This is a genomic window from Paraburkholderia sp. (genome assembly GCF_036488795.1).
Taxonomy (GTDB): Bacteria; Pseudomonadota; Gammaproteobacteria; order Burkholderiales; family Burkholderiaceae; genus Paraburkholderia.
This window is the reverse complement of the sequence record NZ_DASXHA010000092.1, coordinates 1-15,616: the sequence shown is the minus strand read 5'-3', so window position 1 is coordinate 15,616 and position 15,616 is coordinate 1. Positions and strand designations below refer to the sequence as shown.

Here is a 15,616-nt window from a genome sequence, read left to right as displayed (position 1 = left end):
CTATTGGCCTTGCGTGGTCATGGCGGCAGCGCGAATCAACGGCATGGAACCAGGCATGGCCGGTTGCTGCGCGAACTGCTGATGGGCTTCGAGATATTGGTCGAGACTCGCGTCACGAATGATATTGCCGTCTTGTGCCGCCGGCTGGACTGTCACGGCCGGCACCGACGCCATGGCGACGCGCTGCAGCGAGTCACCATGAGACTGGACTGATGCAACCTGGGCGACGCCCGACACACCCTGCAATTGCGGCACGACGATCCACGTGAGCGTGGCAGCGGCGGCAGCCACGGCAAATGCGGGCACCATACGGCGGCGCAGCGCCAGCAACCGGCGCGCAACCGGCATGGCGGCAGGCGCGAGCACGTGCGGCTCCTGCTCGAACCGCGCGGCAAAGCCGGCGAGGAACGTGCCACTGGCCGTGGCGCTTATCGCCAGATCGTCGGAACGCAGCGCGTCGCCAATCAGGTGATAGCACGACCAGGACGCACGATCTTCGTGATCCAGCTCAGAAATAAACTTGTTCAGATGCTCTTCGCCGGACAGCTCACCGTCGACAAAAGCGGACAGACGCTCGCCCCGCGAGCTTGCTTGCGATTGCATCGAGACCGACCCCATGATGCTCCCCATCTTACACACACCCCTAGTGACACCACCTAACCCAGATATTGCCCCATTGCCCCGCCGGCCCCGCTGGCGACTTACCAGCGCTTGCCTTCAGGTGTGTCAAGCAACGGACGCAATTTTGCCGCAATGGCTTCGCGAGCGCGAAAAATTCGTGATCTGACGGTGCCGATCGGGCATCCCATCATCTCAGCGATTTCCTCGTAGCTCAAACCTTCAATTTCACGAAGAGTAATGGCGGTGCGCAACTCTTCCGGTAAAACCGCCATCGCAGCATTGACCGTCTCGGCGATCTGCTTGCTCATCAACATCGACTCAGGCGTGTTGATATCCCTTAGTTGGTCGGCATCCGAGAAAGTTTCAGCTTCTTCAGCATCCGCCTCGGTCGAAGTCGGTGCGCGACGCCCCTGGGTCGCAAGGTAGTTCTTTGCGGTGTTCACCGCAATCCGGTACAACCACGTATAAAAAGCCGATTCACCGCGAAATTGCGGCAGCGCACGGTAGGCCTTGATGAAGGCATCCTGAGCCACGTCCTCGACCTCAGCGGGATCCCGGACGAGGCGCGAGATCAACCGCAGGATCTTGCGATGGTACTTGGAGACCAGCAGCTCGAACGCGGCCTTGTCGCCCTTCTGAACGCGCTCGACCAGCAACTGATCAATTTCTTTTTCGCTCACCTGATAAATCCGTTAACTAGGGGGTGCATCGCGGGGCACCATTGTAGCGTCCCCATCATCCCGTCACGTTACTAAGGTAACAGCGGTTACAGTCGTTACAGTCAGACGCGGGCGGCACGCCGGCCCAGTACGGCCAGTTCGCGGAAGGCGGCTGCAGGAAGCGCGTCAGCCGCGATCAGCAAGGCGCGGCGGCGCCCGCTGGCACCTGCGAGCGCCAGGATAAGGAGCCGGCCACTCCACTGACTGCACCCTGCAATACGGCCCTCCGCAAGCAATTGTCCCGACCGGTTCCAGACGGTGAGGCCATCCGGCCCGATTTTGAGGGCGCCGGGTTCGGCCCGCCAATGATGGTTTGCGGCAAGGACCAGCGACGCGAGCACGGCCAGGGCCGCAGGAGCCGCTTGCCAGACGCCGAGCCGCGCAGCGAGGCATGCCTCGAAGGCGGCCACGGCAATCAGGATGCACAGCACGGTCAAGCTGCGCAATGCAACGGAGCGCCGCAGCGTGATTCGCTGCGGCGCTCCGTTGGGCGATACGGGTCCGATACAGGATGCCGGACCCGTCTGCGTCAGCTGTGAGGTCAAACGATAGGCCGTCGCTCAGGCGCGCTTGAAGACCAGGGTGCCGTTCGTGCCACCGAAGCCGAACGAGTTCTTCAGCGCGTAATCGATCTTCATCTCCCGCGCGGTGTTGGCGCAGTAATCAAGGTCGCATTCGGGATCCTGATTGAAGATGTTGATGGTCGGCGGCGACACCTGGTTGTGCACGGCGAGCACCGTAAACACGGATTCCAGACCACCCGCGCCACCCAGCAGGTGACCCGTCATCGATTTGGTCGAATTCACGACCATGCTCTTCGCGTGATCGCCAAACGCGCGCTTGATACCGGTGGTTTCCGCCAGATCGCCGAGCGGCGTGGACGTGCCGTGCGCGTTCAGGTAGTTCACCTGATCGCCGTTGATGCCGGCGTTCTTCATTGCCGCCAGCATGCAACGGCGCGCGCCGTCGCCGTCCTCGACCGGCGCGGTCATATGGTAGGCGTCGCCGCTCATGCCATAGCCGCTCACCTCGGCGTATATCTTCGCGCCGCGGGCCTTCGCATGTTCGTACTCTTCGAGCACCATCACGCCTGCACCCTCGCCCAGCACGAAACCGTCGCGGTCCTTGTCCCACGGACGGCTGGCCGTTGCCGGATCGTCGTTGCGCTGCGACAGCGCGCGGGCCGCCGCGAAACCGCCAATGCCCAGCGGCGACACGGTGGATTCGGCACCGCCCGCGATCATCACGTCGGCGTCGCCGTATTCAATCAGACGCGATGCCTCACCGATGCAATGCAAGCCGGTGGTACAGGCTGTGACGATGGCGAGATTCGGGCCCTTGATGCCGAATTTGATCGACAGATGGCCGGAAATCATGTTGATGATCGACGCCGGTACGAAGAACGGCGAGATGCGGCGCGGGCCACGATTCAGCAGTTCGGTCTGGGTGACTTCGATCATCGGCAAACCGCCGATGCCCGAACCGACCACGACACCGATGCGCTCCGAGTTCTCGTCGGTCACTTCGAGGCCGCTGTCCTGCATTGCCTGGATGCCGGCCGCGACGCCGTAGTGGATGAACGTATCCATGTGGCGCGCTTCCTTACCGGGAATGTAGTCCTCGATATTGAAGCCCTTGACCTCGCCGGCGAAGCGGGTCGTGAAGTTCGACGCGTCGAACTTCGTGATATTGGCAATGCCCGACTTCCCGGCGACCAGATTGGCCCAACCGTCGGCAACATTATTGCCAACAGGCGAAATCAGCCCCAGGCCTGTAACAACAACACGACGACGGCTCACGGTAACCTCGTTTTCATAGATGACAAAAGCAAAAGCCACAGCGGCCACAGGAATCTGCCCTGTGAGCCCTGTGGCTGTTAACCTGGTAGATGCGCTGGCATCTGTGCTGGCAAGTTCATCGCCAACCCCGCCGGTGCCGGAAGCCGGCACAACAGGGCGTCATACGCCACCAACGTAGCAACGTGGGCGCGAATGACTTTAGGCCTTGACGTTTGCGCGAGCGTAGTCGATCGCTTGCTGAACGGTCGTGATCTTCTCAGCTTCTTCATCCGGAATTTCCATGCCGAATTCGTCTTCGAGGGCCATCACGAGTTCGACCGTGTCGAGCGAGTCAGCGCCGAGGTCGTTCACGAACGATGCTTCGTTCTTGATTTCCGCTTCGGCAACGCCCAGTTGTTCTGCGACGATCTTCTTGACGCGCTGTTCGATATTGTCCATTAACCCCTCCAAGGGAAAAGAAGTTCAAAAATACAGGTGCGCGCATTTTATCAGGTTTGCCCCTGCAAAAAAGCAGCGCACTCGGTTCCTGTCAAGGTATCCGCTCACGCGTCGACAAACGCGTTCGGCGCGGATAGTAACCGAATTCGGTTACGACATGTACATTCCGCCGTTTACATGCAGCGTCGTGCCGGTGATGTAACCGGCCTGCGGCGAAGCAAGAAACACGACGGCATGAGCGATGTCTTCCGGGCTGCCCAGACGGCCAAGCGGAATCTGGGTTTTCAACGCGGTTTGCTGCTCTTGCGGCAAGGTCTTCGTCATGTCGGTGTCGATGAAGCCCGGCGCGACGCAGTTCACGGTGATCCCGCGGCTGCCGATCTCACGTGCCAGTGCACGCGTCATGCCCGCCACGCCTGCTTTGGCCGCGGCATAGTTGGCCTGACCGGGATTGCCGGCCGAACCGACCACCGACGTGATATTGATGATGCGGCCGCCGCGCGCCTTCATCATGGGACGCAGCACGGCGCGCGAAAGGCGGAAAACGGACTTGAGATTGGTGTCGATCACTGCGTCCCAGTCGTCGTCCTTCATGCGCATGGCCAGTTGATCTTGCGTGATGCCGGCGTTGTTCACGAGTACGTGCAAGGCGCCGAATTCCTTTACGGTGCCGTCGATCAGCGCCTCTGCGGCAACGGCGTCGTTCACGTTCAGCACTGCGCCGCGACCATTGACGCCTGCCGCCTTGAAAGCCTCGGTAATGGAACTGGCGCCGCTTTCACTGGTTGCCGTGCCGATCACCGTAGCACCCTGGCGCGCCAGTTCGAGTGCAATCGCGCGGCCAATACCGCGCGAAGCACCCGTCACGATCGCGATCTGCTTGTCGAGAGTCTTTTCCATCTGTCAGTCCGGATTGCCCGTCAGGGCCGATTGTCTTTTATGTTTTGCTGGATTGGGCGCTCGCGATTGAGCGGCTTTCATCTGCAGCGTTCAGGCCGTCACGAGCTTGAGCGTTTCTTCGAGTGAGGCCGGATCGAAAACCGCAGCACCCACCAGATTGCCGTCGATACGCTTCGTCAAGCCCGACAATACCTTGCCCGGGCCGCATTCGATCACGTGGGTCACCCCCTGCGCCGCCATTGCCTGCACGCATTCGACCCAGCGCACCGCGCCGGCTGCCTGGCGCACCAGCGCGTCCTTGATGGCAGCCGGTTCATTGACCACGGCTACGTCGACGTTGTTGACGACTGGAATCTTCGGCACCTGGACTTCAACGCTCGCGAGGTACTCACGCAATTGGTCCGACGCGGGCTTCAGCAGCGACGAATGGAACGGCGCCGACACCGGCAGCGGCAGCGCGCGCTTTGCGCCCTTGGCTTTGGCGAGCTCGCAGGCCTTTTCCACGGCCGCTTTGTGACCGGCAATCACGACCTGCGCAGGTGCGTTGAAATTGACTGCCTCCACCACACCCGCCGATACGGCTTCGGCGCAAACCGCACGCACCGTATCGTCGTCGAGACCGAGAATCGCGGCCATACCGCCGACGCCAACGGGCACCGCCGTTTGCATGGCTTGCGCGCGAAAACGCACGAGCGGCACGGCATCACGAAATGCCAGCGCGCCTGCGGCGACCAGCGCCGTGTATTCGCCAAGGCTGTGGCCCGCCACGACTGCCGGCGCCGGGCCGCCCGCCGCCTGCCACGCGCGATAAATCGCATAGGCGGCCGTCAGCATGACCGGTTGGGTATTCGTGGTGAGATTCAGATCGTCTGCAGGACCTTCGGCAATCAACTTGCCCAGATCCTGACCGAGCGCGTCGGAGGCTTCCTGAACCGTCTCGCGCACGATGGCGTGATCGGCGAAGGCATTCAGCATGCCGACCGACTGCGAGCCTTGACCAGGAAAAACGAACGCAAATTTCATATCACCCTCAAATTCGATGAATTCACATGCGGGCAGCACGCAGCCCGATCTACGCAATCAACCGCGGCGGGCGGCGCGCGAGCGCCACCCCGCTCAACGGCTCAATAGCGGATAACCGACGCGCCCCACGTGAAGCCGCCACCCACGCCTTCGATCAGCACATTCTGGCCGCGCTTGATGCGGCCGTCGCGAACCGCGACGTCAAAAGCAAGCGGAATGGATGCGGCCGAGGTGTTGCCGTGCTCGCCTACGGTGACGACCATCCGTTCCGACGGCAGGCCGAGCTTGCGGCACGTGCTCTGCATGATACGGATATTGGCCTGATGCGGAATTAGCCAATCGACCTGGTCGGCCGTCAGGCCGGCTTTTTCCAGCGCTTCGACTGCGACTTTCTCGAGCACGTTGACGGCGAGCTTGAACACCGCCTGGCCGTCCATATGCAGAAATGCGCTGCCGGCGATCACACCGCCGTTCACGTTACCTGGCGTGCAGAGAATATTTGAATGACTGCCGTCCGCGTGGAGCGCGCTGGCAAGCACGCCCGGTGCTTCGGAGGCCGACAGAATCACCGCGCCGGCGCCATCACCGAACAGCACGCACGTGGTGCGATCGTTGAAATCGAGCAGACGCGAAAACGTCTCCGCGCCGATCACCAGCGCAGTGCGATGCATGCCGCTGCGAATGAAGCTGTCCGCCGTCGCAATTGCATAGGCGAAGCCGGAACACACGGCCTGCACGTCGAACGCCGCGCCGTTGTTCTTGATGCCAAGCTTGTTTTGCAACAGACACGCCGTGCTCGGAAACACGAAGTCGGGCGTGGAGGTGGCGACAATGATCAGATCGATCGATTGCGGGTCGACGTCGGCGGCTTCGATCGCGCGCTGGGCGGCGATCAGTGAGAGGTCGCTGGTGGTGACGTCAGGTTCGGCGAAGTGACGCGCATGGATGCCCGTGCGGGCCACGATCCATTCGTCGCTCGTCTCGACGCCCTGCTTCGCGAGACGTTCAGCCAGTTCCTGGTTGGTGACGCGCCCGGGCGGCAGATAGCTGCCGGTGCCCAGCACGCGGGAATAAATTGTCGATTGAGCCATTATGCCTTCGGAGATAGCGCAGCGTAGGGCTCGGCTGGCTGGCCGGCGGCCGGGCTTGCGTAACCCGCGCCCGCGCCGTTTGCGTCGCGCGCCGCCTGTTCCAGAGAACTCGCATTCTCTTCCATCGCCCGCGCCAAGCGTTCCAGCACGCCGTTTTTGACGGCATCATACCCGCGTTTGATCGCCCACTCAAACGCGAAGGCGTCCGCCGAGCCGTGGCTCTTGATCACCAGACTGCGCAGGCCGAGCAGCGCCGCACCGTTGTATTGACCCGGATCGACACGCTTCTTGAAGCGCAGCAGCACCGGCAACGCAAGCACCGCCATGATCCTGGTCACCCACGAGCGGCCGAACTCTTCCTTGATGATATCGGTCAGCATTCGCGCGAGCCCTTCCGACGTCTTCAGCGCCACATTGCCGACAAAACCGTCACAGACGATCACGTCGGTCGTGCCCTTATAGATGTCGTCGCCTTCCACGTTACCGTGAAAGTTCAGTGTACTCGCACGCAGCAGTTCACCGGCGCGCTTGATGGTTTCGTTGCCCTTGATGACTTCTTCGCCGATGTTGAGCAGGCCGATCGTGGGCCGCTCCTTGCCGCCGAGCGCGGAAACGAGCGCATGTCCCATTTCGGCAAATTGCATCAGATGCTGCGGCTCGCAGTCGACGTTGGCGCCGAGGTCCAGCATCATCGTGTAACCGGTGCGGGTGGGCAAAGCGAACGCGATCGCCGGGCGTTCGATGCCGGGGAGCGTTTTCAGCACATAGCGGGATACCGCCATCAAGGCGCCGGTATTGCCGGCGGAGACGCAGGCTTGCGCCTCGCCTTCCTTGACGCGGTTCAGCGCCACGCGCATGGATGAGTCTTTTTTCTTGCGCAGCGCGACTTCAACCGGATCGTCCATGGCCACGATCTCGGACGCAGACACGACCGTCAGCGCCGGATTGTCCTGAGCCTTGAGCTTTTTGAGCTGAGTGCGAATGGCACTTTCGATACCGACCAGCAACAGCTGTACGTCGGGATGCGAACGAACGAAGTTGACAGCCGCGGGAACGGTCACGGACGGGCCGTGGTCGCCTCCCATGCAATCTATCGTGAGCTTTACTGTCATGGAATGCGACGAATTTCAGGCGCTCTGCATGGGATCGCAGCAGACGCCAAGGCGCCAACTGCGACCGACACAAAAAAGCGGCAGTAGAATGCCGCCTTTTTGCCGAGCCGGGAAAATGTCAAGCGAGCCGATCGCCACGCGAAACGCCAAAGGGCGCAACGCTATGGAACGATTAGTCGTTCTTCGTCTTGACGACTTTCTTGCCGCGATAGTAGCCGTTCGGGCTAACGTGGTGACGCAGATGCACTTCACCCGTGCTCGGTTCCACAGCCAGCGGCGCTGCGCTGAGGAAATCGTGCGAACGATGCATACCGCGCTTCGACGGCGACTTCTTGTTTTGTTGGACTGCCATGATAACTCCTAAAAATTTTCGAAATTCTAACACAGCCCGATACTGCAATCGCCACTGACCGGATGGCCAACGCGCCGCATCGCGCTCCTATGCAACTGTTCAGTGCTTCTTGCCGTCAGGGCCGTCCTTCTTCAGGCCACCCTTAAGGGCTTCGAGCGCCGCAAACGGATTGGGCCGATCAGGCTCACCGCCTTCCTCAGCTTCGTCCTCCGCGGCCTCGTCGCCTTCGCCTTCCGCACCCGCTACCCCGGACACGAGCGACTCGTGCACCTCGGGGCAAACATCGTGCTTGGGCACCAACGGCAAAGAAAGCAGCAACTCTTCTTCGATCAAGTCGACAAGATCGAACTGGGTTGAACCCACGATCACATCGACTTCATCCTCGTCGAGCGGAAACTCTTCGGCCTCCGCCTCGGTGTTGACGATCCGGTAAGTCGCATCGACGTTGAACGCCTGCTTATACGGCGTAAGACACCGCTGACATTCGAGCCATGCGGCACCGTGAATCGCCAGCCTCAGATAAGGCTGCGGACCCTCAGTGCCGTCGTCCTGCAATTCCGGTTGCGTCGCCCCTTCGGCCTGCCAGGTGAACGCGGTGTCGCGGTCTGGCGCTTCCGCCGGAACTTCGTTTAACATGCGCGGCAGTTGCGAGACGCGCACGACACCCGCGGCCTGTCGCCCACTCCGCGCGAATTCGAACAGATCGAGATCATGCGGGTCGGCGAGACCTGCAGGTTTGCCAAGATTTTGAGTCATGTGCGCTCCTGCGTCGGCCCAGATTGAGCCGGGGTAAATCGGTACGGGACTGTTGAACGCCGCTTAAACCGCTGCCTGGAAAAAAGACAGCAAAGCGCGGCTCGCCGGGTTTGCAGCAGCGCTGCAACGGACCTGCAACAAGCACGTACCGATGAAAAGCCCAAAATCATATCTGTTTTGTCTTTTCGAGTCAAACACTTAAGCCCGCACGCGCCAAGGCCCGTGCGGCCTGCACTCTCTAGCTGCTGGTTCACCATGCCGGATACCTTTTCCCGCCCGCTGCGCCTGATTCTGGCCTCGAGTTCGCGCTATCGCCGCGAACTGCTCGAACGCTTGCGCGTCCCGTTCGACGTCATCGTGCCTGCAGTCGACGAAACGCCCAACCCAGGGGAAACGCCTGAAGCCACTGCATTGCGCCTTGCCGAGGCGAAAGCGCGGGCGGTCGCCGGCAGTCTGCCGGCTGGCGAGCACGCTCTCGTGATCGGTTCTGATCAGGTCGCCACGTACGATGGCCTGCAAATCGGCAAGCCTGGCTCGCACGAAAAGGCGCTCGCCCAGTTGCAGGCCATGCGTGACCGGGAAGTGCTGTTTCATAGCGCGCTGTGCCTGCTCGACAGCCGTAACGGCAGTGCGCAGAGCCTCGATGTGATCACTACCGTGCGCTTCCGCAATTTGCCCGATGCCGACCTTGACGCCTATCTGCGCGCCGAAACCCCGTACGATGTGGCAGGCAGCGCCAAATCGGAAGGGCTGGGTATCGCGCTGCTGGATGCAATCGAGTCGGACGACCCGACCGCGCTGATCGGCCTGCCGCTGATCGCGCTGACACGAATGCTGCTTGCAGCCGGTTTTCCGTTATTGGGGGCGCAATGAGCGGCACGCTGTATCTGATTCCAAACACCTTGGGCGAAGGCGACACGGAAGCACTTGACGCGGTTCTGCCCGGGCCGGTGCGGGCACGCGCAGCGGCGCTCAACTATTACATTGGAGAGAACGCCAAAACGACGCGCGCCTTCCTCAAGAAGGTCAACACCGAGCGCCCGATCCAGGAAATCGAGATCCGCGAACTCAACGTGAACACGCCGGCTGGCGAGATCGACAAGCTGCTGGCGCCGATTCTGGCCGGCGCCGACGCGGGGCTCGTTTCCGAAGCCGGCTGCCCTGCCGTGGCCGATCCGGGCGCACTGCTGGTGCGGCGCGCCCACGAGCGCGGCGTCAAGGTCGTGCCGTTGGTCGGTCCGAGTTCGATTTTGCTGGCTTTGATGGCGTCAGGCCTGAACGGCCAGAGCTTCGCGTTTCACGGTTATCTGCCGGTGGACGTCACCGAACGCGCAAAGCGGCTACGCGATCTGGAACAGCAATCGCGCAAGGCGAGGCAGACCCAGATCTTTATCGAGACGCCTTACCGCAACAAGCCGCTGCTCGATACGCTGCTCGCGACCTGCGCACCGTCGACGCTAGTGTGCGTGGCCGTCGACCTGACGCTGGAAAGCGAGACGATTGCGAGCCGCACCGTCGCGGACTGGAAAAAAGCGCCGGCGCTCGATCTGCACAAGCGTCCGGCGATTTTCCTGCTGCTCGCGGTCTGAGCGACCGCAAACAGCTGGCAACCCGGCTTACCGCAGACTCATCTTGCCGCCCAGCACCATCGCATGAACTGCGGCGCTGCCCACGGCAGCGCCGAACTTGCGCGCCACGCGGTCGGTGATGCTTTCCTTGACGGTGTAATCGACGATATCCGGCGCCTTGATGATTTCACGCGCGACGAAGTCGGAATCGCCGAAACCGTCCGCCAGACCCAGATCGACGCTCTGCTGACCGGTCCAGAACAGGCCCGAAAAGATGTCCGGCGTCTCGTGCAGACGCTTGCCGCGGCCCTGCCGGACGGCGTCGATGAACTGCTGGTGAATCTGGTCGAGCATCTGCTGTGCGTGCTCGTCCATCTTCGGCGTTTCCGGCGAGAACGGGTCGAAAAAGCCCTTGTTCTCACCCGAGGTATGCAGACGGCGCTGGACGCCCAGCTTGTCCATCAGCCCGGTGAAACCGAAGCTGTCCATCAGCACGCCAATCGAACCGACGATGCTGGCCTTGTCCACGTAAATCTTGTCCGCCGCGGCCGCCGCGTAATAGCCGCCCGAGGCGCACATGTCCCCCACCACCACGTACAGCGGAATGGACGGGTATTTGGCACGCAAACGGCGAATTTCGCTGTTGATGATGCCTGCCTGCACCGGACTGCCGCCCGGGCTGTTGCAACTCAGGATCACCCCGGCGGTACCCGCGTCGTCGAACGCGCTGTCCAGCGCTGAGTTGATGTCGTCCGCGTTGGCGTTGGTGTCCGCGGCGATTTCGCCGTCGAGCGAGACGAGCGCCGTATGTCGGCCGGTCGTCGCGACCTTCTCGCCGGAGAAGTCGAACACGCCCCACACCACCACCAGCAGCAAGATGATGAAAACAAAACGGAAAAAGATCTTCCAGCGACGCGCCGCGCGCTGCTCGCTAATGGCAGCCAGCGCAATACGTTCGAGCGCGGCGCGCTCCCAGCCCGGTTCATCGGTGGGCGTGGGCTTGCGGCCCGCTGAAGACGGTTGATTCGGATCCGGAGTCAAATTGTCGGCCATGCGTCGCAGTGGGAAGGGTCAGGGAGTGGCCGGGCGCAGGTCGTCGTCCGGCAGCCAGAATACCGCGCGGCCATCCGGTGTATCCCGTTCGTCGACCTGAACGGGACGCAGCCTGCCGCCACGGCACGGACCGCCGACACATTTGCCTGTATCCGGCGCATAAATTGCGCCGTGCGTGGCGCACATCAAGTATAAACCCGATGATTCGAAGAACTGGCCCTCGACCCAGTCAAGTTCCATTGGCACATGCGCGCAACGGTTCAAATAGCCGTAAGCCGCACCGCCGTAGCGAACGAAGAACACCACGGCGTCGCCGCCGCCGTACTTTGCCGTAAGCCGCAACCCCGCGCCACCTTCGACCAGTTCCTCGGAAGCGCACACCCGCACAGGGTCCATGGCAAGTTCGCTCATGCGTTTTCGCGCAGCCACGCGGATAACACGCCGACGCTCGAGGCGATGAATTTCGGTTCGAGCGCGCTGAGCGACGCCTCCGGATGCGCGCCGTAAGTCACGCCGACCCCGGCCGCCCCGGCGTTGATGGCCATTTGCAGATCGTGAGTCGTGTCGCCCACCATCACCGTTCGCGCCAGATCCTGCCCGAGTTCCCGGGTCAGTTCGTGCAGCATGGCCGGATGCGGCTTGGAGAAAGTTTCATCGGCGCAGCGCGTACCGTCGAACAGGCTGGTCAGGCGCGCCTGATCGAGCGCGCGGTTCAGACCGACGCGGCTTTTGCCGGTGGCGACACCCAGCAAATACCCCTGGTCGCGCAACTCCTGCAGCATTTCGCGCACGCCCACAAAAAGCTCGGTGGTCTGGTCTTTGATCAGGTAGTGGAACCGGTAACGCTCCGCGAGCCGCGGATAGTCGGACGGGTCCAGCGTCGGCGCGGCGATCTGCAGCGCATCGCGCAGACCGAGGCCGATCACGTAGCTGGCCGCCTCGTCAGCCGGCACCGGCAGGCCAAGATCGCGGCAGGCCGACTGGATGCTACGCGTGATGTGCGCGGTCGAATCCATTAGCGTGCCGTCCCAATCGAAGACGATCAGATCAAATTGCTCTCTAGCCATGCGTTTGCGTCTCCGGGTTTGACCCTTGATTCAATTCGTTGAGCTGGTCGACGAAGCGCCGGCATTCCGGCGGCAGCGGCGCCTCGAACTGCAGCGTCGCGCCGGTTGCCGGGTGCGCCAGCTTGAGCCGGTAGGCGTGCAGAAACATCCGCTTCAGGCCAGGGCGCGCGTTGGTGCGGGCCAGTTCCTTATTCAGCGCGAAATCGCCATATTTGGCGTCGCCGACGATCGGCAAGCCCAGATGCGCGAGGTGAACCCGAATCTGGTGAGTGCGGCCCGTCTTCAGTTCCGCTTCGAGCAACGCGTAATCGGGCCAGCGGTTCACCAGGTTGAATACCGTATGCGAGGCCAGACCGTCTGCCTGGACGCGCACGCGCCGCTCGCCGTCCGCCGTCAGATATTTGTGCAGCGGCTCCTTGACCGCACGGCGGCGGCCCCAGTCGCTCGCCCATTCGCCATGGACGCACGCATAGTAGCGCTTATCCATCTTGTTCTCGCGAATCTGCTCGTGCAGGCCGACCAGTGCCGCGCGTTTCTTGGCGAGCATCAGGATTCCGGAGGTTTCGCGGTCGAGCCGGTGCACCAGTTCGAGGAATCTGGCCTGGGGTCGCGCCTCGCGCATCTGCTCGATCACCCCGAACGCCACGCCGCTTCCACCGTGCACGGCGACGCCAGCCGGCTTGTCGATGACCAGCATGTGGTCATCTTCAAACAGAATATTGAAATGGGCGGCCGGCACCGGCGCCTGCGCGCCGGCTTCGGCGCCCTGTGCGATGCGAATGGGCGGCACGCGCACCAGATCGCCATGCACAAGCCGGTATTGGGCGTCGACCCGGCCCTTATTGACCCGCACTTCCCCGCTACGCAGGATGCGATAAATATGGCTCTTCGGCACGCCCTTACAGACGCGTAACAGGAAGTTGTCGATGCGCTGTCCGGCCGCGCCATCATCGATCTCGATCATCGAGACCTGGTCACTTGCGACCGATTTCTGGGATATTTTGCCTAACTCTTTCATTCTGAATATAATTTGCCCAGCAGTCTGCGGCGGCCGGCGCATTGTCCGGAATTCCGGCGGATTGCGCAGGTGCAAGCGATAAACAGTCATTTTACTTGCGCCCGGGTCTGGTTGCTCACCCGCATAACGAGATGCAACAAGTTGTACGCACGGAGTCAGCACCCGGCAGGGACGGCGCCCACAGGCGCGTTCGGTCACGGTCGGCTCCGACGGTAACGGAATTTTGGTAAAAAAGAATTTAACTGCGAGCCTTGGTATCGGGCGATTTGACGCTCTGCAGCACGAGGCTCCCAGTGGCGAAAATACGGCGTGCGCCCGAGGCGTCTTGTAGAAAGTACAAGACATGGCGACGTCAAAATGAGGCGAGACACCCCCGGCGAGAAAAGACGCGCCCTTTGCGCGAACTTCCCGCTGCGGCACGACCGCAATCTTCGACCCTCCGGTCACGCGCCCAGTTGGCGCACCGGCGCGAGCGGACGAAGGCTGATGAAGGTCTGCCGGCAGTACCCGCGGCGTGTCGGGTCATTATTTGAAGCCGTGTTCGCATGTGCCCTGCGGCACCGCGCCCTTTGCTTGGGCCGGGCCCTTCTCAGGCAATTCTCCCGCCATTTTTCCTGCTCCAGCGTGCTTGTGACTACACCATAAGGCGCGGCATGCCGCTGCCCAGATCGTCCTTTGCGTCTGACAAACGCTAGGCGTGGGCAAGCTTGGCCGCTCTGGAGCCGTTCAATGAAACGAATGCTGTTCAATGCGACGCAGCAAGAAGAACTGCGCGTTGCCATCGTCGATGGGCAAAAACTCATCGATATCGACATCGAAACCGCCGGGCGCGAACAGCGCAAAGGCAATATTTACAAGGGCATCATCACCCGCATCGAGCCGTCGCTCGAAGCCTGTTTCGTCAACTACGGCGAAGACCGCCATGGTTTTCTGCCGTTCAAGGAAGTCGCTCGCCAGTATTTCCGTGACGGCGTCGACATGCGTTCCGCGCGCATCCAGGACGCGCTGCGCGAAGGCCAGGAACTGATCGTTCAGGTCGAAAAGGAAGAACGCGGCAACAAGGGCGCAGCCCTCACCACCTTCATTTCGCTCGCCGGCCGGTATCTGGTCCTGATGCCGAACAACCCGCGCGGCGGCGGCGTGTCGCGCCGCATCGAAGGCGACGACCGCCAGGAACTGCGCGAAACCATGGCGCAGCTGCAATTGCCGGAAGGCATGAGCATCATCGCCCGTACGGCCGGCATCGGCCGTTCCGCCGAAGAGCTGCAATGGGACCTGAACTACCTGATGCAACTGTGGCGCGCCATCGAAGCCGCGTCGCAAAGCGGTTCGACCGGCCAGCCGATGCTGATTTACCTCGAATCGAGCCTGGTGATCCGCGCGATTCGCGACTATTTCCAGCCGGATATCGGCGAAATTCTGATCGACACCACGGAAATCCATGACCAGGCCCGCGCCTTCATGGACATCGTGATGCCGGACAATGTCAGCAAGGTGAAGCGGTATCACGACGACGTGCCGCTCTTCTCGCGTTTCCAGATCGAACACCAGATCGAAACGGCGTACTCGCGCACGGTGCCGCTGCCCTCGGGCGGCGCGATCGTGATCGACCACACCGAAGCACTGGTGGCGATCGACGTGAACTCGGCGCGCGCCACCAAGGGCGCCGACATCGAGGAAACGGCTGCACGCACCAACCTCGAAGCGGCCGACGAAGTGGCCCGCCAGTTGCGCCTGCGCGACCTGGGCGGCCTGATCGTGATCGACTTCATCGACATGGAATCGGCCAAGAGCCAGCGTGAAGTCGAGCAACGCCTGAAAGACGCCTTGAAGCACGACCGTGCGCGCGTCCAGATGGGCAAGATCTCGCGCTTCGGCCTGATGGAGCTGTCGCGCCAACGTCTGCGTCCGGCTTTGTCGGAAGGTAGCCACGTGACCTGCCCGCGCTGTAACGGCACGGGCCACATCCGCGATACCGAATCGTCCGCGCTGCAAGTGCTGCGGATCATTCAGGAAGAAGCGATGAAGGAAAACACCGCGGCGATCCATTGCCAGGTGCCGGTCGAAGTGACCGCCTTCCTGTTGAACGAAAAGCGCGC

General features: G+C 62.0%; 18 protein-coding genes. 3 read left to right on the top strand and 15 right to left on the bottom strand.

Features of this window, described 5'->3' with window-relative positions; all coding sequences use genetic code 11:
* The 11 genes from VGH41_RS12445 to VGH41_RS12395 all read right to left on the bottom strand — a co-directional run bounded on the left by VGH41_RS12445 (position 1) and on the right by VGH41_RS12395 (position 8,811).
* Positions 1-618, bottom strand: a complete 618-nt coding sequence (locus VGH41_RS12445) for a sigma-E factor negative regulatory protein (protein WP_331597739.1) — start codon at positions 616-618, stop codon at positions 1-3.
* 83 nt (positions 619-701) lie between these two features.
* A complete protein-coding gene (rpoE, locus tag VGH41_RS12440) occupies positions 702-1,301 on the bottom strand; it encodes an RNA polymerase sigma factor RpoE (RefSeq protein WP_175162620.1) in 600 nt (199 codons plus the stop codon).
* A gap of 101 nt (positions 1,302-1,402) precedes the next feature.
* Entirely contained in the window at positions 1,403-1,771 is a 369-nt protein-coding gene (locus VGH41_RS12435) for a protein YgfX (RefSeq protein ID WP_331597758.1), read from the bottom strand.
* Between the two features lie 129 nt (positions 1,772-1,900).
* On the bottom strand, positions 1,901-3,139 hold the full coding sequence (fabF, locus tag VGH41_RS12430; protein ID WP_331597738.1) for a beta-ketoacyl-ACP synthase II: 1,239 nt from the start codon (positions 3,137-3,139) through the stop codon (positions 1,901-1,903).
* 198 nt (positions 3,140-3,337) lie between these two features.
* Positions 3,338-3,577 carry an acyl carrier protein gene (acpP, locus tag VGH41_RS12425; RefSeq protein WP_004197638.1) on the bottom strand — a complete coding sequence of 80 codons (240 nt, stop codon included), beginning with the start codon at positions 3,575-3,577 and terminating at the stop codon, positions 3,338-3,340.
* A 150-nt stretch (positions 3,578-3,727) separates the two neighbouring features.
* Complete coding sequence (fabG, locus tag VGH41_RS12420; RefSeq protein ID WP_331597737.1) at positions 3,728-4,477, bottom strand: 3-oxoacyl-ACP reductase FabG; 750 nt, start codon at positions 4,475-4,477, stop codon at positions 3,728-3,730.
* A 90-nt stretch (positions 4,478-4,567) separates the two neighbouring features.
* On the bottom strand, positions 4,568-5,500 hold the full coding sequence (fabD, locus tag VGH41_RS12415) for an ACP S-malonyltransferase (RefSeq protein ID WP_331597736.1): 933 nt from the start codon (positions 5,498-5,500) through the stop codon (positions 4,568-4,570).
* A 101-nt stretch (positions 5,501-5,601) separates the two neighbouring features.
* The gene (locus VGH41_RS12410; protein WP_331597735.1) at positions 5,602-6,591 is read right to left on the bottom strand and encodes a beta-ketoacyl-ACP synthase III; all 990 of its coding nucleotides are present in this window, start codon (positions 6,589-6,591) and stop codon (positions 5,602-5,604) included.
* Complete coding sequence (gene plsX / locus VGH41_RS12405) at positions 6,591-7,703, bottom strand: phosphate acyltransferase PlsX (RefSeq protein WP_331597734.1); 1,113 nt, start codon at positions 7,701-7,703, stop codon at positions 6,591-6,593. Before plsX ends, VGH41_RS12410 begins: the two co-directional genes overlap by 1 nt.
* Positions 7,704-7,875: 172 nt before the next feature.
* Positions 7,876-8,055, bottom strand: coding sequence for a 50S ribosomal protein L32 (gene rpmF, locus VGH41_RS12400; protein WP_074263835.1), 180 nt, complete (start codon positions 8,053-8,055; stop codon positions 7,876-7,878).
* Positions 8,056-8,154: 99 nt separating this feature from the next.
* Positions 8,155-8,811 carry a DUF177 domain-containing protein gene (locus VGH41_RS12395; protein ID WP_331597733.1) on the bottom strand — a complete coding sequence of 219 codons (657 nt, stop codon included), beginning with the start codon at positions 8,809-8,811 and terminating at the stop codon, positions 8,155-8,157.
* Between the two features lie 255 nt (positions 8,812-9,066).
* Between VGH41_RS12395 and VGH41_RS12390 the strand changes: the two genes are divergently transcribed.
* Together VGH41_RS12390 and VGH41_RS12385 are read left to right on the top strand one after the other, a co-directional pair.
* Positions 9,067-9,684, top strand: coding sequence for a Maf-like protein (locus tag VGH41_RS12390; RefSeq protein ID WP_331597731.1), 618 nt, complete (start codon positions 9,067-9,069; stop codon positions 9,682-9,684).
* Positions 9,681-10,400: an SAM-dependent methyltransferase gene (locus VGH41_RS12385; protein ID WP_331597730.1), complete on the top strand. Its 720-nt coding sequence runs from the start codon at positions 9,681-9,683 to the stop codon at positions 10,398-10,400. Before VGH41_RS12390 ends, VGH41_RS12385 begins: the two co-directional genes overlap by 4 nt.
* 27 nt (positions 10,401-10,427) lie before the next feature.
* On the opposite strand, the gene VGH41_RS12380 is transcribed toward VGH41_RS12385, so the two are convergent.
* Genes VGH41_RS12380 through VGH41_RS12365 form a run of 4 tightly spaced genes read right to left on the bottom strand, consistent with a single transcriptional unit; the run spans position 10,428 to position 13,517 of the window.
* A complete protein-coding gene (locus VGH41_RS12380) occupies positions 10,428-11,432 on the bottom strand; it encodes a S49 family peptidase (RefSeq protein ID WP_331597729.1) in 1,005 nt (334 codons plus the stop codon).
* 18 nt (positions 11,433-11,450) lie between these two features.
* On the bottom strand, positions 11,451-11,843 hold the full coding sequence (locus VGH41_RS12375) for a Rieske (2Fe-2S) protein (protein WP_331597728.1): 393 nt from the start codon (positions 11,841-11,843) through the stop codon (positions 11,451-11,453).
* A complete protein-coding gene (locus VGH41_RS12370) occupies positions 11,840-12,499 on the bottom strand; it encodes an HAD-IA family hydrolase (RefSeq protein ID WP_331597727.1) in 660 nt (219 codons plus the stop codon). Before VGH41_RS12370 ends, VGH41_RS12375 begins: the two co-directional genes overlap by 4 nt.
* Positions 12,492-13,517 (bottom strand): RluA family pseudouridine synthase, encoded by a 1,026-nt coding sequence (locus VGH41_RS12365; RefSeq protein ID WP_331597757.1) that lies wholly within the window; start codon positions 13,515-13,517, stop codon positions 12,492-12,494. The genes VGH41_RS12370 and VGH41_RS12365 overlap by 8 nt, the downstream gene beginning before the upstream one ends.
* Before the next feature lie 729 nt (positions 13,518-14,246).
* On the opposite strand from VGH41_RS12365, the gene VGH41_RS12360 reads away from it, so the two are divergent.
* A partial coding sequence (locus tag VGH41_RS12360; RefSeq protein ID WP_331597726.1) for an Rne/Rng family ribonuclease occupies positions 14,247-15,616 on the top strand: 1,370 nt, incomplete at its 3' end.

Coding starts and splice junctions, on each gene's coding strand:
- VGH41_RS12445 (WP_331597739.1), bottom strand. CDS start 618: ATGGGGTCGGTCTCGATGCAATCGCAAGCAAGCTCGCGGGGCGAGCGT.
- acpP (WP_004197638.1), bottom strand. CDS start 3,577: ATGGACAATATCGAACAGCGCGTCAAGAAGATCGTCGCAGAACAACTG.
- fabG (WP_331597737.1), bottom strand. CDS start 4,477: ATGGAAAAGACTCTCGACAAGCAGATCGCGATCGTGACGGGTGCTTCG.
- fabD (WP_331597736.1), bottom strand. CDS start 5,500: ATGAAATTTGCGTTCGTTTTTCCTGGTCAAGGCTCGCAGTCGGTCGGC.
- VGH41_RS12410 (WP_331597735.1), bottom strand. CDS start 6,591: ATGGCTCAATCGACAATTTATTCCCGCGTGCTGGGCACCGGCAGCTAT.
- plsX (WP_331597734.1), bottom strand. CDS start 7,703: ATGACAGTAAAGCTCACGATAGATTGCATGGGAGGCGACCACGGCCCG.
- rpmF (WP_074263835.1), bottom strand. CDS start 8,055: ATGGCAGTCCAACAAAACAAGAAGTCGCCGTCGAAGCGCGGTATGCAT.
- VGH41_RS12395 (WP_331597733.1), bottom strand. CDS start 8,811: ATGACTCAAAATCTTGGCAAACCTGCAGGTCTCGCCGACCCGCATGAT.
- VGH41_RS12390 (WP_331597731.1), top strand. CDS start 9,067: ATGCCGGATACCTTTTCCCGCCCGCTGCGCCTGATTCTGGCCTCGAGT.
- VGH41_RS12385 (WP_331597730.1), top strand. CDS start 9,681: ATGAGCGGCACGCTGTATCTGATTCCAAACACCTTGGGCGAAGGCGAC.
- VGH41_RS12380 (WP_331597729.1), bottom strand. CDS start 11,432: ATGGCCGACAATTTGACTCCGGATCCGAATCAACCGTCTTCAGCGGGC.
- VGH41_RS12375 (WP_331597728.1), bottom strand. CDS start 11,843: ATGAGCGAACTTGCCATGGACCCTGTGCGGGTGTGCGCTTCCGAGGAA.
- VGH41_RS12370 (WP_331597727.1), bottom strand. CDS start 12,499: ATGGCTAGAGAGCAATTTGATCTGATCGTCTTCGATTGGGACGGCACG.
- VGH41_RS12365 (WP_331597757.1), bottom strand. CDS start 13,517: ATGAAAGAGTTAGGCAAAATATCCCAGAAATCGGTCGCAAGTGACCAG.